Here is a 21,046-nt window from a genome sequence, read left to right as displayed (position 1 = left end):
CAAGAAAATATCTCATCTTAAAAAAGCTGGACTACGAATCAATTTTTTGCCAGGGGTTCGTTTGCTTTTAAAAGTTGATTATAATATTCAATTATTCGAATAGCGTCAACGGCACGATCACCGCTAAGATTATTGAAAGAAATATATTCATTAAGTCGATGGTCGTATTGCAGTCGCGGAAAAACCTTTCTTCTGAATTTTTTTAACGCGATTATTTCATCATTTAAATAAACGAAGTAATTAAAATCCATTGGCTCGTTTTGGATAGAAAGCGACGGTTCTTTCTTCCGGCGAATAACGCTTAGGTCACCCGCAACAACTAACTCAAAGAGATGATAACTTGACCGGATGCCGTCATCTTTTTTTATGGATATATAACGTCGGTTAATGTTCTTTACATTGTCATAATAATAGATTGATTTGATTTTATGCGCCGGATAAACAATTCGGGTATCTCCATTAGCATAAAGAACAAGATCATGTTTTTGCTCGAGCGAGATCTTGCCTACTAACACTTTACAGTCGGAAAGTACCAATGAACCTTCATACCACTGGGGCTGGGATTGTAGTTGCTGGAACGCAAACAGCACTATACAAAAAAATATTCCTTTCATGTCACTTTCATGTTACATTCAGATAACATGAAGTTAACATTTAGTTAATGAACGTTCCGTAAAGAAAAGGATATTTTATCGTTGATGTACCTTTTTGCAAGCAGCGTGTTGATTAGTTGCCGTTTAGTTTCAATTTCTATCTTCCACTAAAGCAGGCTTTTGATTCGGTTGGAGTTCTCGGATACCGCTATAATTTCTTCTAAAAACACTTGGTGGATTTGACGGATGAGATCTTCGGTTATAGGTCGATGTCCGGCGTCATAATTATCCAGCAATGTTCGTATCGCGTAGGGTTTAGAAAATCTTGTGACGTCTCTTGCCTGTGCAATTGAAATTAAGACGCCGAATTTAGCAAGAGCGCTCCGCAATGCATGAGCTTCCTGATAATCATCTTTTGTATCTGCCTCCGACAATCCTGAAGTCATCATATGTTTTTTCAGGCAAAATAGTGATTGGACACGGGCCGGAATTAAATACCAGGTGAATCTTCTTTTAACTTTAAAGGCTGAAAATAATGCTCTGATAATATTCCAACCGTTAACTTTCTAAAAAACACAAACCGTATGCAGTCGAATATCCATACAACGTTGGACCAGGTTTTTAGCCTTTATGAAAAATTCGGAAATGCAGATTATATCGGCGAACCTGTTTCCCAACTCGAACATATGTCGCAGGCGGCACAGTTAGCCATCGAGGAGGGCGCGGACGATGAAGTGATACTCGCTGCTTTCTTTCACGATATTGGTCATATCTGCGTCATGCAAAATGAAAATAATTCAATGAATGGCTATGGAGTTAAAAGTCATGAGAAAATTGGTGCCGACTTTTTAAGGCAAAAAGGCTTTCCCGAACGCATCGCTAAACTGGTGGAAAACCATGTACAGGCAAAACGTTACCTTACTTTTAAAGATCCCGCGTATTACAATTCATTGAGCGAGGCTAGTAAACATACCCTGGAATTCCAGGGGGGTGTAATGACGGCCGAAGAAGCGGAAGGTTTTGAAAATGACGTTTTGTTTGAAACCAGCATCAGTTTGCGTCGGTGGGACGAGCTGGCGAAAGAAACGAATGTGCCCTTGTTAAATTTAGGGGAAATAAAATCTAAAGCGCTAATAGTTTTATCCCGTTAGTTTTACGAAATTCAGATCCTTCAAGCGATTTAGACTTTGGCCTTAGTCTCTCTCCTCAGAGGGTGTCAGTATTATTGTTGTCTTAACTTAAGTATCTCATTAAAATAGTTTCCGTGTTGCTAACTGTATCTTCAACATAATTCATTGCATTGCCAGTTTCCGCAGCTGTGCATGAGGCTTTACTCTTGGCGTGACTCATGGCACAGAAAGATCAAACGTTTGTCCGCAATCCTTAACACTTAAAATTAAAATTCCTCTCTATGCCATCGATTTGTTTTTACTTTCAAGTGCATCAACCCTTTCGGTTGAGATCTTATGACTGTTTCAAAATTGGCTATGAACACAACTATCAAGATGATCTTAAAAACCGTGAAATTTTTGACCGGGTTTCTACTAGGTGTTATATACCTGCGAATAATGTCATGCTAAAGTTAATAGAACAACATCAGGGGAAGTTCAAAATTGCCTACTCCATCAGTGGAACTGCATTAGAGCAAATGGAAAATTATAGACCCGATGTACTACAATCCTTTCAAGCATTGGCAAAAACGGGTTGTGTAGAATTTTTATCCGAGACATATCATCATTCGCTGAGCTTTTTATATTCAAAGGAAGAATTCATCCGGCAAATTGGAAGGCATAAAGAAAAAATCGAACAAGTCTTTCAGCAGTCACCAACGATCTTTCGAAATACAGAGCTTATTTATAATAACGAAATTGCAAACCTCGTGACTGAACTGGGATACAGCGGAATACTCTGTGAAGGACTCGAACGCATACTGGGTACTAAGAGTCCAAATTTCCCATGTCATCCACCGAAGAATGCCAATATTAAGACATTACTAAGAAATCGTAAATTATCTCAGAATATCGTTCTTGGCTTTGCCACCAATGAATGGGCTGAATACCGACTTACGCCAATGAATTTCACTCGATCGATTCAGCAAACGCGCCTACCAGGCGAAACCATTAACCTTTTTATGAACTATGAAATTTTTTCCGAACATCGTTGGCCTACAGCGGGAATTCTAAATTTCATGGCCCAATTGCCAGGTGAAATTTTCGAACATTCCGATTTTGACTTTAAGACACCTTCAGAAGTTGTTGCATGTAATGATGCACAGGAGCAATACGACGCGCACTACCTTAATTCCTGGGCTGATGATGAGCATGATCTATCGGCATGGCTAGGTAACACATTACAACAGGACGCGATCGAGCGAGTTTATAGTTTAGAAAAGCTGGTAAAAGAGACAGGCAATGAAGAATTAATTGACAACTGGGCAAGACTCCTATCCTCCGATCATTTTCATTATATGTGTACAAAACATTGGAAGGACGGCGATGTCCATAAGTACTTCAGTCAATACAATACCCCTTATGATGCATACATTAACTACATGAACATAGTGACGGATCTGGAATACGTGCTTGAAGCGCATTGTGAAGCTGTCACCGGGGAATAGTAGACAGTGACTTCACTGCCTACCCTCATTTTTGTCTGAACGCTAACAAAGGGATCTTGCTATGAAACGCCATTTTCCTTGTCACTGAGCGGTTAAATAATTTTTCATAGAAGTTTACATCATGTGTGAACATGGTGAGTAAATCCACTTTTGATTCGGCTACATAATAGTCAATTGCTTCTTCGATATTTTTGTTCACAATCACTTTGCAGGTTACATTGGTTATACCGGCTTTCGTCACAATTGCATCAATTTTTTTCTCCAATGCTGCCACTTCTTTCAACGAAGGTGTTACGTGCAATAAATGTACTGTGGCACCGAACTTTTCCAGATATGGAATAAGTGTTTTGAGTTCTCTATGCGTATGTCTTAAATCCGTTGCATAAAGAATATTCTTAAAGCTTTTAAACTCACCTAGTTCTGGCACCGCCAAAACCGGCACATGACTGACTTCAATCACAGAGGCCGTATTACTTCCGAGTACATATTTTTTTAAGCCGCTTGCACCACGGGTTCCCATTACAATCAGGCCTGTGCGGAGTTTCTTGGCTTCCCGTAAAACGGTATCGTTAAACGTCGTACCCTTTACGACTTTAACTTTGAGCGGTTCACTTGTTTTGAGTTGTTTAGAAACATCTTTAACAAAAATTTCAAGATCTTCCTTGGCGGTAGCCACCAAGTCATCTTCAAGAGATTTTAGTTGAAGGCGCATGCTTGCGCGGGTAGGCTGAATAATGCTTACAACATGAAGCAGTGTAACCGTTCCTTCAAGTTTGTTAGCAATTTTAAAAGCGTATTGAACGGCAATTTTAGAAAGATCAGAGAGATCAGTAGGAATAAGAATATTAACCATATAAGGATTTTGAATTGTTGAACGAAAATAAGGTTCTTTGATGGGAGATCAACGATTTTTCTAAGAAATGAAGCACACATTTGCCAGCGATAACTATTCTGGAGTTCATCCAGACATCATGGATGCATTGAATAAAGTTAATCATGGTCATGCAGGATCGTATGGCGCGGATGAATATACGACTAAAGCAGCAGAGAAGTTCAAACAATTCTTTGGTGAACATGTCGAAATTTTTTTTGTGTACAACGGCACAGGGGCGAACGTTCTTGGCTTGAGTAGTCTGACGCAATCTTATCACGCTATTATTTGTTCCGACCTATCACATATTCATGTTGATGAATCGACCGCGCCGGAAAAATTTACTGGCTGCAGGTTGATGACCATTCCGACGCGTGATGGTAAAATTTATCCGGACGCCATTGAAGACAGAATCCAGCGAATTGATGATCAACACCACCCACAGGCTAAGGTAATCTCCATCTCCCAATCTACGGAATATGGAACTGTTTACTCGGTGAACGAAATAGCTGCCATTAGTGCGGTAGCAAAAAAGCACGGCTTTTATTTTCACATGGACGGGTCGCGCATTTCAAATGCGGCCGTAAGCCTTAACAGAACTTTTAAAGAGTTTACAAGTGATGTGGGTGTGGATGTGCTTTCTTTTGGAGGGACAAAAAACGGAATGATGTTCGGTGAGGCGGTTATCTTTCTTACACCGGAGGTGGCCCATAATTTTAAATATATTCGAAAACAAGGCATGCAACTGCATTCAAAAATGCGATTTATAAGTTGCCAGTTCGATGCCTTACTAAGTAACGAGCGCTGGAAAAAAAATGCCGTCCAAGCCAATACTATGGCGACCTTGCTAGCCGAAGAGTTAAGAAAAATACCACAAATAAAAATCACTCAGTCGGTAGATGCTAATGGCGTGTTTGCAATTTTTCCTTCGTCCATCATTCCTGCGCTGCAGGAAGAACAGTTCTTTTATGTATGGACAGAGAAAACGTCTGAGGTGAGGCTAATGTGTTCCTTTGATACGAGGGAAGAGGAAATTAAAAGTTTTGTAAAAAGAATTAAGGAACTGATCGCCTAAGAATTACAACTTCAGGAATTTATAAATACCCTTAAGCTTTTGCTTATCATCATTGAGGCTAATTAAGTAATAACCCGTAGCAAGATCTTTCACTTTAATCCGGAGGGTATTTTCGTCTAACAGGTCTTTTTCTACCCGCATTTCATTCCCAATAATGTTATGAAGGGAAACTTTTGCCTCCGAAAGATTAACATGCTCTACGCGCACGTGAATAAAATCATCAGGCGCCGGATTAGGGTAGATTTGAACTGATTTCCCGATATCCAGTCGCTCCGGTTGCCCAAAATCGTAGTTTGCTGGATTCTGCGCGGAGACAGATCCAATGGTGAACGCTAAAATTAAGGTAAAGTACAGAGCTTTCATATTATTCTTCCTCCTACATACGACAACTTTCGAACCAAAGTTTTCGACTCCCGAAAGAATTTCTAACTTTTAATACTTAGATGTCAGAATTCGGCAAAAGGTTTAAAAAACCTGCAAAATTTTAGCGAAATAAAATTAACACGCCCTTTTGAAGGCTTCTGGCAGAAATTCAATAACATCGGAGGCAATCAGACTGTTCATCCCTTTATCATAAGCGGCCAAATCGCCCGAAAAGCCGTGTAGAAACACTCCCAATTGAGCCGCTTCAAAGGAAGCGTACTGCTGGGCAAGTAATCCTGTAAGAATGCCTGTCAGGACATCCCCAGTTCCTCCCTTCGCCATGCCCGGGTTTCCAGACGAGTTAAAAACGACCTTTCCGTCAGGTGCAGCAATAGAAGTGTTTGCACCTTTTAACACAATAATCGATTTAAGATCGTGCGCCAGGCGTTGCTGCTTTTCCAATCTTTCGAAGTCGTTTTTCCACGGACCGACAAGACGTTCAAATTCTTTTGGATGCGGCGTAAGAATACTTTGCTGAGGAACAAGCTGCAGAAATTCACGATTTGAAGCCAGTATATTCAAAGCGTCGGCATCAATTACCATGGGAACTTTACATTGCTCCAATATATTCCCGAATCCCCTAACGGTTTCTTTTGATTGACCCAGTCCTGGGCCGATACCAATGACGTTGTAACCAGTAAGCAGTGGGCCGCCAGTGAAAACTTCTTGATGTTCATCGATGTTGGCCATCGCTTCCGGGGCGGTAGTCTGAATGATATCATAACCACAACCAGGAACATGCACAGTAAGCAACCCTGGCCCTGTACGCAACGCTGCCCTGGAGGCCAAAACAGCTGCACCCATTTTTCCATAGCCACCGGCAACGATCAATGCATGACCATGTTTTCCTTTGTGATCAAACTTCGATCTTGCCCGTAGAATTTTTCTAACATCCTTCCTGACAAAGTAATGGTATGGGGTCTCAACTTTTTTAAGAAAATCTTTGTGCAGCCCGATATCCAGCAATATCCAGCTTCCTACATAAACATAGTGTTGAGGCAAAAGGAACGCAAGCTTAGGCACCTGAAACGAAAGGGTACGATCAGCCTTTATAATAGATCCCGTGGAAGGCTTATCAGCCATTAAACCTGACGGAATATCAATCGCTATCTTTTCAATTGAAAGCTCATTGATACAATGGATGACGCTTGCATAGATCCCTTCAACAGGCCGCGAAAGTCCGGAACCGAAAATTGCGTCCAATAAAACATCAACACCATCAAAAACTGTCGGCTGAATAGTATCTGTGATATCAGTAACCTCAACCTTGTCAGTCAATCGTCCCAGATTTATTTTGAAATCTGAAGACTCAGGAGCGTTTCCTCTAACAATCCAAACTTTTACGCCATACCCAGCTTCGTTCAAAAGTCTGGCAACTCCCAGCCCATCTCCACCGTTGTTTCCTGTACCGCATACAATACCTACCTGTACCGTTGGATTGTAATGTTCGATAAACCAAGTGCATATTGCATGACATGCACTTTCCATTAGATCAATAGATGCAATCGGACGGTGCTCAATGGTATAAGCATCTAACTCCCTGATCTGACTGGTGGAAAGTATTTTTAGCATGGACGACGTTAATAATCAAAAGTTAACAGGATACGGCATTCTTTCAAATCATCGGTCGACTTCTCCCATCACTACATCAATCGTACCCAATATGGCAATTAAGTCAGCGATTAGTATTCCTTTGGCAATTTCGGGAAGAACTGAAAGGTTTACAAAGCTGCATGACCTGCATTTACAACGGAACGGGATATCACTTTTGCCGTCAGCCCTAAAGAAAAAACCCAGTTCTCCTTTCGGTATCTCTGCGCGTACATACATATCCTGCGCCTTTGGCCTTATCTTTTTTGGAACTAACGCTTGCGGATCAAAATCCCGGGTGCGCTTATGCTCTTTCGTCAGTTTATCCAAACACTGCTCGATGATTTTTAGCGATTCATACATTTCTTCAACACGAACCTGCGTCCGATCCCAGCAGTCTCCGGTTTTACCCATTTTACCTTCACCTATAGGAATATTGAAATCCAAATCCGGGTACACCGAATAACCATCAACTTTACGCAAATCGAAACGCAGCCCAGATGCCCGAAGCATCGGCCCGGTAACCCCGCAGTTAATGGCCAGGTCGAGCGGCAAGACACCTACATTTGCCGTTCGTTCCACAAATATTTTATTCTCGATCAAAACCGTATTCAACTCTTTTAATTTTGGTTTGATATAATTGACGAATTCAAGACAACGCTCCTCAAACCCCACCGGCACATCATAGAACAATCCGCCAATCCACATATAATTGTATAACAACCGTGCGCCTGAAGCCCATTCCAGTAATCTCAGGATATGCTCTCGGTCGCGCATTAGCCAGAAAAAAGGAGAGAAAGCTCCTATGTCCATTCCATAGGTTCCGATTGCAATAAAATGCGAGGCAATGCGATTCAATTCTGCAACTAACACACGGATATACTCCACTCGTTTTGGAATTTGATGTTCAATGCCAAGCATGCGTTCAACGCCCAGGGCATACGCATGCTCACTGTTCATAGACGCTACATAGTCTAACCTGTCGACAAAAGGAATTATTTGATTGTACGGAAGATTCTCTGCATGCTTTTCGAAGCAACGGTGGAGGTACCCAATATGAGGAACCACCTCTTTCACGATTTCTCCATCCATCAATACTTCGAGTCGTAAAACACCGTGCGTAGATGGATGTTGTGGGCCGAGATTGATAATCATCTCTTCCGACCGCAGTGTGCCAGGTTTAAATTTATTGGGCTCGGATAAAATTAAATTATCTGGATGTGATTTATATTGAATTTGATCCGTTGGCATTCGTCGGGCGTCAGAGCGTTAATATTCAATTTTAATGTCGCGATAATAGTCCTGGTGCTTATAATCTTTTCGCAACGGATACCCCTGCCAGTCGGCCGGCATTAGAATTCGGCGGAGATCAGGATGATTATTAAAATGAATTCCGTACATATCAAAAATTTCACGTTCCTGCCAGTTACCCGTCTTCCACAGGTGACTAACTGAATCTATCGCAGGTCTCTCCCTTGGCAACATCACTTTTATCATCAGGTGATAATTAAATGGAATTGAGTAAAGATTATAAACAACCTCCATCGTCCCCGCTTGCGGCCCATTATCGATACCGGTAATACATGAGAGCATGTCAAAATAAGTTTGCTCATTATGATACAATGTATCCATCACCTTTACCAAATCCTGCGTAGCAATTTTAATAGCCTGGGGAGACGAAGCATCGTCAGCCAATGGTTCGCTCTGGCAAACTGGGCTTAAGAGCGACAAGAATTGATCAAGCATTTATTTGTTGATTTTTATTTTGCAGCAAATTTTCTATCGCCTTCGGAGCCATCAAACTTTCACTCCGTATTTTTTCCTGAAGTTTCAGAAAACCGCCAATGAGCGCCTCAGGTCTGGGGGGACATCCAGGCACATAGACATCGACTGGAATAATTCGGTCGACACCTTTTACAACATGGTATCCATGCTGCCAATAAGGGCCACCACAGTTTGAGCATGAACCCATTGAAATTACGTAACGCGGCTCGGCCATTTGTTCATACAGCCGCTTGATCCTGTCAGCCATTTTAAATGTGACGGTCCCAGCAACGATCATCACATCTGCTTGCCGTGGACTTGCCCGGGGTGCCATACCGAACCGGTCCATATCATATACTGTTGTGCCGGTGCTCATAAACTCTATTGCGCAGCATGCCAGTCCGAACGTCATAGGGAACATGGAGGACAATCGGGCCCAATTCAACAGGTCATCCAACCGCGTAACAATGACGCCACCGTGCTCAAATCGCTGATCCAGTAGTCCCATGTTGACAAAAGTTATTTGGAGGATTTATATTTTTCATTGATTGCATGATAATGCTCTTTAGGAACAGGAGATGAAAACCGCGTCGGTTTAGGGTCTGGTTTAATCCAATCCAGGTGACCCTTTACCCAGGCATAGGCCAGACCTAAAGCCAAAACCAGAATGAAGATTACCATTTCCACAAATGAAAACCATCCCCACAATCCCTTGGTTTCCTTAATCAACGTCTCGTTTGCGAAAACAGTAGACCACGGAAAGAGAAAAACGATTTCCACTTCGAATAAAAGGAAGATCAGCGCAATAATATAAAAACGAATGTTGAATTGTGACCAAGCTGAACTTACCGCCTCCTCCCCGCTTTCGTAAGTAGAAAGTTTTTCAGGATTCGGACGACTGGGACGAATAAGCTTTGAAACAAATAATGTAACCAGAATGAAAATTACTCCTGCCAGAATAAACAAAAGTACTTCGCCGAAAGCAGACAAATATTGTTGCTGATCCATAGGGGGCGAAGATAAATAAAAGTTCCAGGGTTTGCCGTTTGCATTAAAGGTTTCTCAAACTGGCGGATCAGTCACTAAGCTTTTCCAGATAATCTTTGATTTTAACAAGGGTCTGTGGCCAAGCGTCTTTGACCACATTGTAGTACCAATCCCAATGGGGTCCGTACTGGTAGCCGTTTTGAACGACCGTTAACGTAGTGCCTATATCTTCTGGCGTGGTCAGAACCATTAATTCCATGGGCCCGAAAACGGGCCGATAGGGGTTAAAGTAAGCTACGTTCTCAAGTTTCAATTGGCACTCGGGTAAATATTCAGCAACGATTCCTGTAGAAACAAAATCCATGGCATTGTTGGATTGCCAAACCAACGCATAAAGGCCACCTTTCTTTAAGTCGATCAAAGACCGTTCAACACCCCACCAGTTTTTAAGATGGTACTGATTCGTAAAAGCACTGAGCACCATACCCGGTGACTTATTGATGACAATCGAAGATTCGACAAAACGCATTTTTTGATTTACCGGTCGAGGTTTGAGTACTGAAGCAAAATTTAACATTATCGAGGGGTGTTTTACTTCCACGCGGCAATAATCGCTCCCATCACGGTCAATGCGACGATGCTATATCCCGCATTGATTAAGAATAATTTAAATGATTTTCGTTCGAACAAATAATGCGTTCCAACGAATGTTGCAACCCAGCCAAAGCCTGCAAGAAATCCCCAGAGTGCACCCATGAATGGCTTATTCTCGGGCCCCATAAACATGGCCAGGTTCACGGCAGCGATTAATCCCAAGAAGAATGTCAGCCCGAAAATTTTAGCCATGTTGCCTCCTTTCATGCTTTCTTCTGTAAATCCATTTTCACGCATCCAGGCCTTGCCGAAGACTGCAGGAGAATACCAGACTCCGCCAATAAGAAAAGTTGAAAGCGCCGCGACGAAGATGGCAAGAAAGTTTAGCTGAACGTCCATAGTGACTCGTTTGTTGTTGCTATTTTATACTTATGAGAAGCATCCCATCCATTTTTTTATTACACGGGATCTCTTTCACGTCCATCAAATTGCGAACTTTGTTGATACGAAACCTGGCAGCTTTACCGAAGCGGAAAAATTTCATCCTGAACCACCATCATGTCCGATGTAACAAACCAATATTCTCATGATGTCAAATTGAACGATAATCTCATGAGATTAATTGGCATTCCGTTGTTCGGTATGGTGATTCCTAACCTCACCGGGCTCTTCGGAAACCTGAGATTTACAGATGGCTTGTACTGGGGAGGCTATCTCTACTTTATCGCATTAGCTACCCTGATATGGCAAGGCAACCGATACTTGTTATTCAGAACACGGCGGCGTTTTACATGGTTCGACAAGCCAATCGAAAAGTTGATCTTGCTCTGTCTGAACAATGTATTTTACACTTCGCCGCTGACGGTAGCATGGCTTTGCGTGTGGTATCAATGGGCCAACTTTGATAGTATAAAATGGGATACCATTTTAATCGTCACGCTGGTGAACGTGATTTGTGTTTTGTTTGTCACCCATGTTTACGAGACTGTGTTCATGATGAAGGAACAGCAAAGTGAGCAACTAAAAAATGCCCAACTCTTAAGAGCAAAAGCAGAAGCTGAACTTTCTGCGTTAAAAAACCAAATCGATCCTCACTTTATGTTTAACTCTCTCAATACGCTTACCTATCTCATTACAAATGATAGCTCGAAAGCGTCTTCCTTTACGGAAAATTTGGCGGAAGTTTACAGGTATATACTCGCACAAAAGGAACAGAGTTTAGTCTTACTGGAGGACGAACTCTCGTTTACGCATAAATATACAGACCTGCTACACCTTCGTTTTGGTGAGGCCCTGCATATCAGAAAACATTTCAACGGCAGCATTGAAAAAGAATATTTAATTCCTCCGACCTCAGTTTTCGTAGCGTTTGAAAATGCCGTAAAACATAATGAGCTGAGCGAACAATCACCGCTCGAAATAGATATGGATGTTCGCGATGGAAATTTGTTTATTGCCAACACGATCCAGCAAAGACGAACGCTTCAGCGATCCTCCAAAATTGGTCTTAAAAACCTCGAAGAGCGATTTAAGATTCTAACAGGCAAGTGTATCAGCGCCGGCGTCCAGGAAAATAAATTTATAATTTCGATTCCGTTAATCCCTATTCACTCGTGACTATGCGCGTACTTATCATTGAAGACGAACTACCCGCCCGCGCTAAGCTTGAGGACATGATCAAAAAGTTACAACCTGATGCGTCGATCGTTGCAAGACTTGGAAGTGTAAAAGATAGTATTCAATGGTTCAATAGCCATAAACATCCCGATGTGGCGTTTGTAGATATTCAGCTCTCTGACGACTATTCATTTGAGATTTTCAGGATACTTCCAGTGAAATTTCCCGTGATCTTTACCACTGCATACGACAAGTATTTGCTGGAGAGTTTTGAATTTAATTCTATCGATTACCTGTTAAAACCCGTCACCGAAGAGAAGCTAAAACGATCTTTAGAAAAAATAAAAAATTTGCAAAATCATTTTTTACATGGTAACGATTTGAATGTGATTCACCCAGAACAACACAAGCAGCGTATCATTGGAAAAAAGGGAACTGAATTTATTGCTTTTGACACTGACGAAGCCGCCTACTTTTTCACAGAACACAAGATTGTTTTCGTTCGCGATTTCTCCGGCCGGCAACTGATTCTCGATAAGACATTAACCGAGATGGAAGGGATATTAGATAAAGCAAAATTTTTCCGTATCAATCGCAAGTTCATTGCACAGTTGAAAGCCATCGATCGTTTTAAATCAGACAATGGTAAAATACGGATATTTTTAAAACCCGAAATGAAAGAAGAAATTCACGTTAGCAAAGAAACAGCACCCGAGTTTAGATTGTGGATCGGCAGGTAAAAAAAGTTATGTAATTAAGTTAATACCGCTACCCTACCCGCTTCACTTTGTAGCCCTCTTTCTGTAAGATCTGAACGATTTTATCCCGATGATCACCTTGAATAAGAACTTCTCCATCTTTGACAGAGCCCCCAACACCACATTTTGATTTCAACATTTTTCCTAGTTTCTCCAGGTCGTCAGGTGTTCCAATAAAACCAGTCACGAGCGTTACTTGCTTACCTGCCCGCATGCTCTTATCGAGCAACACTTTAAAATTCTGCTGCTGTGGCGGTAGCGTAGAGGAGTGATCAGGTTGCCCATAATTAAATTGAAATTCTGAACTTGTAGAGTAAACTACTCCTTCTCTTTTTTTCCAGTCGTTAGATTTCGCCATAACTACAGCATTAGAATTAATATACCTGTAAAAATCAAAATTAAGCAACTCACTACACTAAGATTGAATCCGACTTCAATATTTTTTCGAAAGAACAGTCCAATGGTTGAAAAAAAAAGCAATGCAATTGGCGCAAAAAGAAAATTGCCATAAATAGATTTTTTAAGTCGGACGGCCAATGTCTCGGATTCTACCTTTCGCGGAACATCAAATAGTCGGGTGGTGGATATATCCACTTCCCGGCCAGTAGCAAAGTGATCTGAAAATTCGTACGGAAGATCAATTGTGTGTCCCCCATCCGTTTTCATTATCCACCACGTTGTAGCATAATTTCGAGAGTATGTTCTGCGCACGTTTGTCTCAATAATTTTATGATGTGCAATTTTTAGCGGTAAGACAAAGTCGACCAAAATCAATAGCGAAAAACCAAAAGAAATTTGAGTAATCCGCTTTGCCCACGGCATATACATCTTCATCAAGTCTTTCAACCGTTCCCGGTCGCTCTTGTGATAAACTTTTGGACGGGTTGCCCGATAAGCGGGGTCGCGGGGTCGCGGCGGCGGTTCTTCATAGGTGGGCTCGGAAAATGAGGACTGAAAACGTTGATCGTACCTGCTCTTCTTCGCTGGATCGCTCAATACATCGTAAGCTTCATTTATATTTTTAAAGATGTTTTCCGCCGCTGGATCGGGATTTTTATCAGGGTGGTATATTACTGCTAGCTTCCTGTATGCGCGCTTTATTTCCTGTTGACTGGCAGCATACGTTACACCTAAAATTTGATAATAATCCATTACCGAAAAATAAAAATAAAAAGCCCAGCTTGTACTGGGCTCTGTCTTTAAAATATTGGTTTATAAATCGCGATTATTTTTTGTGCTGCGTTACAAAGGTAAGCACCGGCCGTTTCGAGTGGCTTACTACATCTTCTGCAATACTGCCAGCCAGCACATGGGCAAACCCTGTACGACCATGGGTTGCCATGGCTATAAGATCGGCATTAATGCTATCTGCAAAATAAATTATACCTTCCTCCTCGCTTACATCATTGAATACATTAATGGTAAAATTCTTTAGTTGCAGCTTCCTGGCAAAATCCTGCATATATTTTTTTACCACCACATCGCGCTGAAAGTTACCGGGCGTGTTAATCCGCACAAGGTGTATTGTTGAATCGTATAGCTTTTGCGTGGTTCGGACAATGCGAGAAAAGACTTCCTCGTCTTTATCCATTGAGGTTGCGTAAACAATGTCTTTAAAATCTTTGCTGGCTGGTTTGGAGTGCATGGTCAACACAGGGCAGTGAGACATCCGAACTACCTTCTCTGTATTTGAACCGATGATCATTTGCTCCAAGTCTGAACGTCCCGCTGTGCCCATTACCACCAAATCAACTTTCTTTTCGGTAATGATCGTGTTCATTCCATGATATGGCGAACCAAGACGAAGCTCCTGTTTTACTTTTACCCCCTCGAATTTTGTATCTTCCACAAGCTTAGCCATTTGTTTTTTGGCTTTTTCAATGAGCTTCATCGTATAGAGTTTTTCTTCCCAACCGCTACCGGCTGTAACCTGACCTTCAACATTCATCGAATTTCCAACAGCCTCTTCAGCCACATGAAGGAAGATCAATTCAGCATTTGCTTTCCTCGCAATGTCTGCAGCTACCTCAGCAGCAATCATCGCAGGTTTAGAAAAATCAGTAGGAACTAAGATTTTTTTCATGGTTGGTAATTATTTTTAACGTATCAAAGTAATCATCTCGAATAAAATTAAAACAAATCCCCAACAATCAAACAGTCAAATGTCATTTTGAAACATGAGAAAACACAGAAGCAGCCCAACCTGACGTTATCGTATTTGAAAAGCATTTGCAAGGTTGATTTTCCAATTCCAAAAAAACTCATAATTGCCTGAGAACTGACATGGTCATGATATCAATAGCCCCTAAGATCGAAAAATTCCTATCCGCAGACCTTGAAGCTGTGCCCGGCTTACAGCCCGAAGGTTGGCCGGATATTTTTCCTTCTATCCAATACTATTGTGCTGCTGATTTTTGCTTCCCATTAAAAGCGACCGTGAATGGAACAACTGCAGGAATGGGGACAGCCATTATTCTGGGGAATACGGCATGGTTAGCACACATTATTGTAAGCCCCCAATATAGAAACGCCGGTATTGGTACCGCACTCACTAAAGCTTTGGTGGAACTTGTACAACATACCCCGTGCAAAACAATTCTACTTATAGCTACTGCGCTCGGAGAACCGGTTTATAAAAAGTTGGGCTTCGAAGTGCAAACACAATATGTATTTTTCGACGAAGGAGCTTTGCCTAAACCAGGCCTCGACGTTCAAGAAATCAAACCGTTTGAAAAACAAAAAGAAAAAGATCTGTTACAACTAGACAGACGCGTTTCAGGCGAGAATAGGAAAAAACTATTAGAACAACATTATGAAAGTTGCCTTGTGTTTCTTGAGGACCGTGCATTAAAAGGTTTTTATATGCCGACATTAGGAGAAGGACTAGTGGTTGCCGATACCCATACCGCCGGATTTGAATTGATGAAGTATAGAACTGCTGAAGCCAAAAAAATTTGTATTCCCGCTGACAATCTTCATGGTGTCGACTTATTAACCAATCATGGTTTTAAAGAGGTTAGAAAAGCATCGCGAATGGTTTTAGGAGAAAAACTTGAATGGCATGGCAGCAAGATATATAGCCGCATTGGTGGAAACCTGGGTTAGAAAAGCTACAAAGCAGCCCTGACGGAACATAAACACCCCAACACGTAAACACATAAACACTTTCCTCTTAAATGTAAACCTGTTGCACGTGCTTGTCGCTTAACTTTGCTGCTGCTAAAGCGACCACGATGCACAACCATAGCCACGATTATCATCCTCATCATCACACGCATGCGTTGGATCTTTCGCAGGTAAATAGATCTTTAATTGTAGGTATCATTCTAAATATACTTTTCGTCGTCGCTGAATTTGCGGCGGGATTTTTCTCAAATTCTCTGGCATTAATTTCAGATGCCGGTCATAATTTAAGTGACGTAGCGAGCCTGGCCCTTGCGTTGTTAGCATTTAAACTTTTGAAAATCAAACCTACGGAGAAGTTTACTTATGGCTATCGCAAAGCCTCTATTCTCATTTCCTTGTTGAACGCGGTTATTTTATTAATTGCCATTGGCAGTATCGGATTCGAATCCCTTCAACGCTTTTTTAATCCTCAACCAGTCGTCGCAAATATTGTGATTTACGTGGCTGCCATTGGAATTGTCATCAATGGAATCTCCGCTTTGCTTTTTTTTAGAGATCGAAAAAAAGATTTGAACCTTAAAGGCGCCTATCTTCACCTGCTGGTGGATGCTTTGGTTTCGATAGGCGTCGTTGCCGGAGGGATTTTGATGAACGTCACCCAATGGCTGTGGCTCGATCCTTTGATCAGTGTCATTATCATGGTCGTTATCCTAACTAGTACCTGGAATCTTTTACGTGATAGTTTATCATTGTCTCTGGATGCTGTACCGGCCAATATTAAGATCGAGCGTATTCGCGAAGCTGCCATGAAACTTTCTGGTATAAACGACATTCATCATATTCATGTTTGGGCAATGAGTACGGCAGAAAATGCAATGACTGCCCACTTGGTTTTCTCCGATTCTGTAACCCACGAAGAGGCATTGGCATTAAAAAATAAATTCAAGCATACCTTGGCACACTTGGGAATTCAGCACGCCACCCTTGAGACGGAAGTTGTGGGCTATGACGACGAAAAACATGATGATAAAAATTGTAAGCGGTAAACGATCAGAAGTTTGAATACGAACAACGGCTTATGACGGACGATCTACCCGCACTAACCTGTTTGATCGATTACGTTTAAATAACGTTTCGCCTTTTTACTGAGGGGAAAGCGATAAACATAATTAAACCTGAAATTACCTGTATTGAGAATAATTTGTCGTTCAATGCTTTCGGTCGCCAAGCGTACGCCGTTCGTAACATAGATCAAACTAATGGCCCATGTCTTGGAATTGTACCCCCCAAACAATCTAAAAAAAGTATTGGGACTAACACCTGTAGTCTTTTTTTGCCCATCCCGATCCGAAATCGTATTCTCACCATAATCCAGACTGATTGAAGCCGAGCCCGTCAGGAAAAAATGCTTTTTAACGACCAGGGTATATGCATACCCAGCATTGGGTCCAAATTCAAAAAAGCGAAGCAATTTAATATTACGGTCAGCTTCTTCACCATTAACGATTGTGGGAATGATCGTGCTGTCGGCGTCTACCTTTCCGCTATATGCTTCCAATCCAAAAATGAATGTTCCAGCAGATTTCTTCTGCCACTCATTCTGAAGAAACGCTGCTCTATAAGAGAACTTTTTGTGATTTAGAATATATTGTACAGATGTACCTATGTACCTGACGCGAAGATCAGGTCTGAAATAATATTCTTTAGCCTTGATGTTTGTACTGTTAGATGATAAGAAGAACCCTCTGTAAAATTGCCCAAATACATCGGTAATAAATTTTCGCCCGTAGGAATGAAATTGCAGATCGAGATATTTGGTTTTTCCCCGTCCCCGGTCCGGGTTCAAGAAACCAAAGCCGTAAGCCAGGTTTAAGGTTGCCCATTTGTAGGTAGCACCCACCCCCATGTTCAGCGTGGTGTTGGGTCGGAAAGTAAGACTATACTTTTCATCTGCGATCGTTAATTCGGTGTACTTCTTCGAAAAATAAAACCGGCTGGTGACTTGATCGGCGTATGAAACATAATAGGTCGAGTCATGCTGCGCACTTGCAATATTACTTATCAAGCTTACGATAATGATTGTTAAATGTAAGGCTATCTTCATGCCTATTCCAGAGTTCAAAAAATGGTATGGTTCGATCCCTAAAAAATTAACATGCCACAGTCAACAATGTTATAAGGGAAAAATTTTTAGTTATTAAAACTAACAAATTATGACTTATGATGCCATTATTTTTTTTTACCCATGATCTTTTCCCGATGCTTTCTACCCCATGATTCTAACTCAACAATTACCTTTTTGAGTGTTTTTCCATAGGGTGTTAGCGAATATTCCACCGTAACAGGGATGGTATCGTATACCGTTCGTTTTACCAATTGGTTAACTTCCAATTCCTTCAATTCTTTCGACAACATCTTAGCGGTGATTCCGGCAATACGTCGCTGCATTTCCTTAAAGCGCAAATCTCCAAATGTTAAAGCGAGTATTATTTGAAGTTTCCATTTACCATTTAATACATCTAATGCATCGCGAACCGGTAGAAGAGCTTTCTCGCATTTACTGTGTTCCATAAGGCGGTTTCATTAAGTAAACCGGTATCCATTGGGATACTGGTATATTTTGGATATCAAATCTATGTAAGCTTGCAGTGTTAAACAATTAAAGATATGAATACAATACTTTGGATCGCCCAATCACTTCTTGCCGCTATGTTTACTTCAGGCGGATTGCTAAAAATTTTTGTGCCGAAAGAAAAGATGATCGCGAAACAGCCCTTTGTTCAGGATTACTCATCAATTCAAATAAGACTCATCGGACTTGCGGAGATTCTTGGCGCTATAGGAATAATCGTACCGTTTGCTACCGGAATCATGCCTATACTTACACCGATCGCGGCCATGGGATTGTGTACTATTATGATATTAGCAATACGCATTCACGTGCAAACAAAAGAAACTGCAAAAGTTGTAATCATTGTGGCTATGGTGATCATAACTTCATTTATCGCTTACGCGAGATTTAATAGTTTATGAATTTGGATCACCATTAAAATTACCTTCCAAATGATGAATGGTCTAAGCCAGACATTGCCAATATTCAGCCGTGCTTTATTCTGCTTTTTACATTGAAAATCCTCTTTTTACAACCATTCTCATAGAATTTTTTTTCAGGTTCCAGGATTAGAATCCTCTAGTAGAAACGGAAAGGATTTCGCAATCTTTACTACCTTTGAACCAACATTCACGTGAGTTTTGTTGTTTGGGATAAATCAAGCTCAATACCCGCCTGATCAATAACAATTAACAACACAACTATGCAGATTACGAAACATAAGGTAGCCGGGATCCATTACACTTTACGAGACAATACAGGTACTGTAATTGACACAAGCGATGGACGGGAACCGCTCTATTATTTACACGGAGCCGGAAATTTAATTATCGGCATGGAGGAAGGTCTTGAAGGAAAATCAAAAGGAGACAAATTTCAATTGAAGATTTCTCCAGACAGGGGCTATGGTGAAAAAGATCCTTCCATGACACAGAAAGTTCCCCGTTCAGCATTCGGAGATCAAGAGGTAAAGAAAGGGATGAAGTTTTCTACAGACCGCGGAGCAGTTGTTACGGTAACTGAAGTCGGTCTTGATTCGATAACTGTCGATGCCAATCATCCGCTTGCAGGCGTTGAATTAAATTTCGCGGTAGAAGTAATGGAAGTTAGAAATGCCACGGAGGAAGAAATAACACACGGACACGTTCATGGTCCAGGTGGTCACCACCATTAATCAATAAGTGCACAAAGCAAAAAGTATTCGTTTATATTTTTTGCTTTATGCATTTACCGTTTTAAAAATCAGGGCAAGGAATCATCAACTTATCTTTCGGGGGTTTTCTCGGATTGCGCATGGGCCAGGTGTAGACCAGGCTGAATTCATGCGCACCGCCGCTACCTGTTCCTAATTTTGAGATAGTATAGTCGAAACTATATCCAATGTTAATCGCGTCTTTAGCGCCGAGTTTTACAAAGCCAAGCAGGAGGACTATAGATTCGTTATTCACAAAATCTCCTACATTTTTAAACGGCACCCCTCTGTACCATGTACCGAGCACGATGGGTTCAGCGGTGAAATAAAGGCCAATATCCATCTGGTCAAATTTTCCCTGGTGTCTGTACTGAAACGCCGGGGCTATACTTCGTTCACCTTTTCTTGCGTAAACACCACTACCTACTGTGTTGGGTCTCAAATAAAACTTGAATCCACCATGCACCGAAAGTTTTACTGGAAGTGGGCTGTCTTCATCAATAATGCTTTGGTTTGGTTGCGTTAAATGCCATCCCGAGACACCCAGCCATGCCGTGCGCGTAAAGAATACACCGCCGAAAGAAATATCCACGAAGGTTTTGCTGAAATTTGTTCTGAAAGTTTCTGCAGTGGGTTGGTCGAGAAAGTTTCCGGTAGTGGGATCGAACTGATCTCCGAAAGTCAGTTTACCAAAATTGATGTCACGGTTATAAAGTGCGACTTGTACACCCGGTCTGAAGCCCAGGTTTTCGTTGATTTGAATTTCATAGGCGTACTGCAAACCAACACTTAATGAGCGCAAACCGGCAAGTCCCTCTGTGTCCCTTGTTATAATGAGACCAACGGAACTGTTATAATCTTCAATAAAATAATCAAAATAAGCCGACAGCGTAGTAAAATTTGCATCTATGGCTGGCCATTGATTTCGGTAATTAATTCCAGCACGCGCCTGGCCTGTCGCGCCGGCCATCGCAGGATTCAAATACAAGGGTGCAGCATAAAACTGAGAAAATTGAGGATCTTGTGCAGTTACCGAACTATCCAGCGCCAGCATCAACACACAAAAGAGCAGGAGTATCCTGTACATTAACATCCGGGTAATTTAAATTACGCAAATAAAGCAAATATAGCCTTTGTCGGAAATCCGTTATAGCTTATCCGTTAATAGTTATTAGTTATTGGTCAAAAGTCAATAGTAAGTCGTCGAAGTTGGATTGTGTCCCAAAGC

General features: G+C 41.4%; 25 protein-coding genes and 1 pseudogene. 9 read left to right on the top strand and 17 right to left on the bottom strand.

The annotated features are described in order from the left end of the window. Positions 1-38 precede the first annotated feature (38 nt). Together P2W71_RS08730 and P2W71_RS08725 are read right to left on the bottom strand one after the other, a co-directional pair. Positions 39-614: a hypothetical protein gene (locus P2W71_RS08730; protein WP_276369738.1), complete on the bottom strand. Its 576-nt coding sequence runs from the start codon at positions 612-614 to the stop codon at positions 39-41. Positions 615-760: 146 nt separating this feature from the next. Next, positions 761-1,042 (bottom strand): hypothetical protein, encoded by a 282-nt coding sequence (locus P2W71_RS08725; RefSeq protein ID WP_276369735.1) that lies wholly within the window; start codon positions 1,040-1,042, stop codon positions 761-763. A 135-nt stretch (positions 1,043-1,177) separates the two neighbouring features. Between P2W71_RS08725 and P2W71_RS08720 the strand changes: the two genes are divergently transcribed. Next, positions 1,178-1,744, top strand: coding sequence for a phosphonate degradation HD-domain oxygenase (locus P2W71_RS08720; protein WP_276369733.1), 567 nt, complete (start codon positions 1,178-1,180; stop codon positions 1,742-1,744). Positions 1,745-2,004: 260 nt separating this feature from the next. Further along, a complete protein-coding gene (locus tag P2W71_RS08715; protein WP_276369730.1) occupies positions 2,005-3,210 on the top strand; it encodes a glycoside hydrolase family 57 protein in 1,206 nt (401 codons plus the stop codon). Between the two features lie 25 nt (positions 3,211-3,235). On the opposite strand, the gene P2W71_RS08710 is transcribed toward P2W71_RS08715, so the two are convergent. After that, positions 3,236-4,063 (bottom strand): universal stress protein, encoded by an 828-nt coding sequence (locus P2W71_RS08710; protein WP_276369727.1) that lies wholly within the window; start codon positions 4,061-4,063, stop codon positions 3,236-3,238. 67 nt (positions 4,064-4,130) lie between these two features. On the opposite strand from P2W71_RS08710, the gene P2W71_RS08705 reads away from it, so the two are divergent. After that, the gene (locus P2W71_RS08705) at positions 4,131-5,156 is read left to right on the top strand and encodes a low specificity L-threonine aldolase (RefSeq protein ID WP_276369724.1); all 1,026 of its coding nucleotides are present in this window, start codon (positions 4,131-4,133) and stop codon (positions 5,154-5,156) included. A gap of 3 nt (positions 5,157-5,159) precedes the next feature. Here the strand turns inward: P2W71_RS08705 and P2W71_RS08700 are convergent, their stop codons facing one another. From P2W71_RS08700 to P2W71_RS08665, 8 genes are all read right to left on the bottom strand, one after another. Next, complete coding sequence (locus P2W71_RS08700) at positions 5,160-5,519, bottom strand: T9SS type A sorting domain-containing protein (protein WP_276369721.1); 360 nt, start codon at positions 5,517-5,519, stop codon at positions 5,160-5,162. Positions 5,520-5,654: 135 nt separating this feature from the next. Continuing rightward, positions 5,655-7,151: an NAD(P)H-hydrate dehydratase gene (locus P2W71_RS08695; protein WP_276369717.1), complete on the bottom strand. Its 1,497-nt coding sequence runs from the start codon at positions 7,149-7,151 to the stop codon at positions 5,655-5,657. 48 nt (positions 7,152-7,199) lie between these two features. Beyond that, positions 7,200-8,420, bottom strand: coding sequence for an NADH-quinone oxidoreductase subunit D (locus tag P2W71_RS08690; protein WP_276369714.1), 1,221 nt, complete (start codon positions 8,418-8,420; stop codon positions 7,200-7,202). An 18-nt stretch (positions 8,421-8,438) separates the two neighbouring features. Next, positions 8,439-8,915, bottom strand: coding sequence for an NADH-quinone oxidoreductase subunit C (locus P2W71_RS08685; protein WP_276369712.1), 477 nt, complete (start codon positions 8,913-8,915; stop codon positions 8,439-8,441). After that, positions 8,908-9,441: an NADH-quinone oxidoreductase subunit NuoB gene (gene nuoB / locus P2W71_RS08680; protein ID WP_276369710.1), complete on the bottom strand. Its 534-nt coding sequence runs from the start codon at positions 9,439-9,441 to the stop codon at positions 8,908-8,910. The genes P2W71_RS08685 and nuoB overlap by 8 nt, the downstream gene beginning before the upstream one ends. Positions 9,442-9,452: 11 nt before the next feature. Continuing rightward, positions 9,453-9,941 carry an NADH-quinone oxidoreductase subunit A gene (locus P2W71_RS08675; protein ID WP_276369708.1) on the bottom strand — a complete coding sequence of 163 codons (489 nt, stop codon included), beginning with the start codon at positions 9,939-9,941 and terminating at the stop codon, positions 9,453-9,455. 67 nt (positions 9,942-10,008) lie between these two features. Beyond that, on the bottom strand, positions 10,009-10,449 hold the full coding sequence (locus tag P2W71_RS08670) for an SRPBCC domain-containing protein (RefSeq protein ID WP_276369705.1): 441 nt from the start codon (positions 10,447-10,449) through the stop codon (positions 10,009-10,011). A gap of 62 nt (positions 10,450-10,511) precedes the next feature. Then, the gene (locus P2W71_RS08665; protein ID WP_276369703.1) at positions 10,512-10,913 is read right to left on the bottom strand and encodes a DUF1761 domain-containing protein; all 402 of its coding nucleotides are present in this window, start codon (positions 10,911-10,913) and stop codon (positions 10,512-10,514) included. 213 nt (positions 10,914-11,126) lie between these two features. Here P2W71_RS08665 and P2W71_RS08660 point away from each other — a divergent pair, with 213 nt between their 5' ends. Continuing rightward, the gene (locus P2W71_RS08660) at positions 11,127-12,131 is read left to right on the top strand and encodes a sensor histidine kinase (protein ID WP_276369700.1); all 1,005 of its coding nucleotides are present in this window, start codon (positions 11,127-11,129) and stop codon (positions 12,129-12,131) included. A gap of 2 nt (positions 12,132-12,133) precedes the next feature. Beyond that, the gene (locus P2W71_RS08655) at positions 12,134-12,871 is read left to right on the top strand and encodes a LytTR family DNA-binding domain-containing protein (protein WP_276369697.1); all 738 of its coding nucleotides are present in this window, start codon (positions 12,134-12,136) and stop codon (positions 12,869-12,871) included. A gap of 28 nt (positions 12,872-12,899) precedes the next feature. On the opposite strand, the gene P2W71_RS08650 is transcribed toward P2W71_RS08655, so the two are convergent. From P2W71_RS08650 to P2W71_RS08640, 3 genes and pseudogenes are all read right to left on the bottom strand, one after another. Continuing rightward, entirely contained in the window at positions 12,900-13,247 is a 348-nt protein-coding gene (locus P2W71_RS08650; protein ID WP_276369694.1) for a translation initiation factor, read from the bottom strand. Positions 13,248-13,849: 602 nt separating this feature from the next. Next, positions 13,850-14,041 (bottom strand): annotated as a pseudogene (locus P2W71_RS08645) (DnaJ domain-containing protein); the annotation flags it as partial. Positions 14,042-14,114: 73 nt separating this feature from the next. Next, positions 14,115-14,972: a universal stress protein gene (locus P2W71_RS08640; RefSeq protein ID WP_276369691.1), complete on the bottom strand. Its 858-nt coding sequence runs from the start codon at positions 14,970-14,972 to the stop codon at positions 14,115-14,117. Positions 14,973-15,178: 206 nt separating this feature from the next. Between P2W71_RS08640 and P2W71_RS08635 the strand changes: the two genes are divergently transcribed. Continuing rightward, positions 15,179-15,994, top strand: a complete 816-nt coding sequence (locus P2W71_RS08635; RefSeq protein ID WP_276369689.1) for a GNAT family N-acetyltransferase — start codon at positions 15,179-15,181, stop codon at positions 15,992-15,994. A 92-nt stretch (positions 15,995-16,086) separates the two neighbouring features. Further along, complete coding sequence (locus tag P2W71_RS08630) at positions 16,087-17,061, top strand: cation diffusion facilitator family transporter (protein WP_276369687.1); 975 nt, start codon at positions 16,087-16,089, stop codon at positions 17,059-17,061. A gap of 53 nt (positions 17,062-17,114) precedes the next feature. Here the strand turns inward: P2W71_RS08630 and P2W71_RS08625 are convergent, their stop codons facing one another. Both P2W71_RS08625 and P2W71_RS08620 read right to left on the bottom strand, forming a co-directional pair. Further along, the gene (locus P2W71_RS08625) at positions 17,115-18,119 is read right to left on the bottom strand and encodes a DUF4421 domain-containing protein (protein ID WP_276369684.1); all 1,005 of its coding nucleotides are present in this window, start codon (positions 18,117-18,119) and stop codon (positions 17,115-17,117) included. 125 nt (positions 18,120-18,244) lie between these two features. Beyond that, complete coding sequence (locus tag P2W71_RS08620) at positions 18,245-18,586, bottom strand: helix-turn-helix domain-containing protein (RefSeq protein ID WP_276369681.1); 342 nt, start codon at positions 18,584-18,586, stop codon at positions 18,245-18,247. 96 nt (positions 18,587-18,682) lie between these two features. Between P2W71_RS08620 and P2W71_RS08615 the strand changes: the two genes are divergently transcribed. Together P2W71_RS08615 and P2W71_RS08610 are read left to right on the top strand one after the other, a co-directional pair. After that, a complete protein-coding gene (locus P2W71_RS08615; RefSeq protein WP_276369678.1) occupies positions 18,683-19,048 on the top strand; it encodes a DoxX family protein in 366 nt (121 codons plus the stop codon). A 281-nt stretch (positions 19,049-19,329) separates the two neighbouring features. After that, positions 19,330-19,800 (top strand): peptidylprolyl isomerase, encoded by a 471-nt coding sequence (locus P2W71_RS08610; RefSeq protein WP_276369674.1) that lies wholly within the window; start codon positions 19,330-19,332, stop codon positions 19,798-19,800. A 61-nt stretch (positions 19,801-19,861) separates the two neighbouring features. Here the strand turns inward: P2W71_RS08610 and P2W71_RS08605 are convergent, their stop codons facing one another. Next, the gene (locus tag P2W71_RS08605; protein ID WP_276369669.1) at positions 19,862-20,905 is read right to left on the bottom strand and encodes a type IX secretion system membrane protein PorP/SprF; all 1,044 of its coding nucleotides are present in this window, start codon (positions 20,903-20,905) and stop codon (positions 19,862-19,864) included. Between the last annotated feature and the right edge of the window lie 141 nt (positions 20,906-21,046).

Source organism: Chryseolinea sp. H1M3-3, from assembly GCF_029360725.1.
Taxonomy (GTDB): domain Bacteria; phylum Bacteroidota; class Bacteroidia; order Cytophagales; family Cyclobacteriaceae; genus Chryseolinea.
This window is presented reverse-complemented; position numbering and strand designations above follow the sequence as displayed.

Coding starts and splice junctions, on each gene's coding strand:
- P2W71_RS08670 (WP_276369705.1), bottom strand. CDS start 10,449: ATGCGTTTTGTCGAATCTTCGATTGTCATCAATAAGTCACCGGGTATG.
- P2W71_RS08715 (WP_276369730.1), top strand. CDS start 2,005: ATGCCATCGATTTGTTTTTACTTTCAAGTGCATCAACCCTTTCGGTTG.
- P2W71_RS08660 (WP_276369700.1), top strand. CDS start 11,127: ATGAGATTAATTGGCATTCCGTTGTTCGGTATGGTGATTCCTAACCTC.
- P2W71_RS08625 (WP_276369684.1), bottom strand. CDS start 18,119: ATGAAGATAGCCTTACATTTAACAATCATTATCGTAAGCTTGATAAGT.
- P2W71_RS08665 (WP_276369703.1), bottom strand. CDS start 10,913: ATGGACGTTCAGCTAAACTTTCTTGCCATCTTCGTCGCGGCGCTTTCA.
- P2W71_RS08615 (WP_276369678.1), top strand. CDS start 18,683: ATGAATACAATACTTTGGATCGCCCAATCACTTCTTGCCGCTATGTTT.
- P2W71_RS08700 (WP_276369721.1), bottom strand. CDS start 5,519: ATGAAAGCTCTGTACTTTACCTTAATTTTAGCGTTCACCATTGGATCT.
- P2W71_RS08635 (WP_276369689.1), top strand. CDS start 15,179: ATGATATCAATAGCCCCTAAGATCGAAAAATTCCTATCCGCAGACCTT.
- P2W71_RS08695 (WP_276369717.1), bottom strand. CDS start 7,151: ATGCTAAAAATACTTTCCACCAGTCAGATCAGGGAGTTAGATGCTTAT.
- P2W71_RS08610 (WP_276369674.1), top strand. CDS start 19,330: ATGCAGATTACGAAACATAAGGTAGCCGGGATCCATTACACTTTACGA.
- P2W71_RS08730 (WP_276369738.1), bottom strand. CDS start 614: ATGAAAGGAATATTTTTTTGTATAGTGCTGTTTGCGTTCCAGCAACTA.
- P2W71_RS08605 (WP_276369669.1), bottom strand. CDS start 20,905: ATGTACAGGATACTCCTGCTCTTTTGTGTGTTGATGCTGGCGCTGGAT.
- P2W71_RS08685 (WP_276369712.1), bottom strand. CDS start 8,915: ATGCTTGATCAATTCTTGTCGCTCTTAAGCCCAGTTTGCCAGAGCGAA.
- P2W71_RS08690 (WP_276369714.1), bottom strand. CDS start 8,420: ATGCCAACGGATCAAATTCAATATAAATCACATCCAGATAATTTAATT.
- P2W71_RS08620 (WP_276369681.1), bottom strand. CDS start 18,586: ATGGAACACAGTAAATGCGAGAAAGCTCTTCTACCGGTTCGCGATGCA.
- P2W71_RS08720 (WP_276369733.1), top strand. CDS start 1,178: ATGCAGTCGAATATCCATACAACGTTGGACCAGGTTTTTAGCCTTTAT.
- P2W71_RS08710 (WP_276369727.1), bottom strand. CDS start 4,063: ATGGTTAATATTCTTATTCCTACTGATCTCTCTGATCTTTCTAAAATT.
- P2W71_RS08655 (WP_276369697.1), top strand. CDS start 12,134: ATGCGCGTACTTATCATTGAAGACGAACTACCCGCCCGCGCTAAGCTT.
- P2W71_RS08705 (WP_276369724.1), top strand. CDS start 4,131: ATGAAGCACACATTTGCCAGCGATAACTATTCTGGAGTTCATCCAGAC.
- P2W71_RS08640 (WP_276369691.1), bottom strand. CDS start 14,972: ATGAAAAAAATCTTAGTTCCTACTGATTTTTCTAAACCTGCGATGATT.
- nuoB (WP_276369710.1), bottom strand. CDS start 9,441: ATGGGACTACTGGATCAGCGATTTGAGCACGGTGGCGTCATTGTTACG.
- P2W71_RS08650 (WP_276369694.1), bottom strand. CDS start 13,247: ATGGCGAAATCTAACGACTGGAAAAAAAGAGAAGGAGTAGTTTACTCT.
- P2W71_RS08675 (WP_276369708.1), bottom strand. CDS start 9,941: ATGGATCAGCAACAATATTTGTCTGCTTTCGGCGAAGTACTTTTGTTT.
- P2W71_RS08725 (WP_276369735.1), bottom strand. CDS start 1,042: ATGATGACTTCAGGATTGTCGGAGGCAGATACAAAAGATGATTATCAG.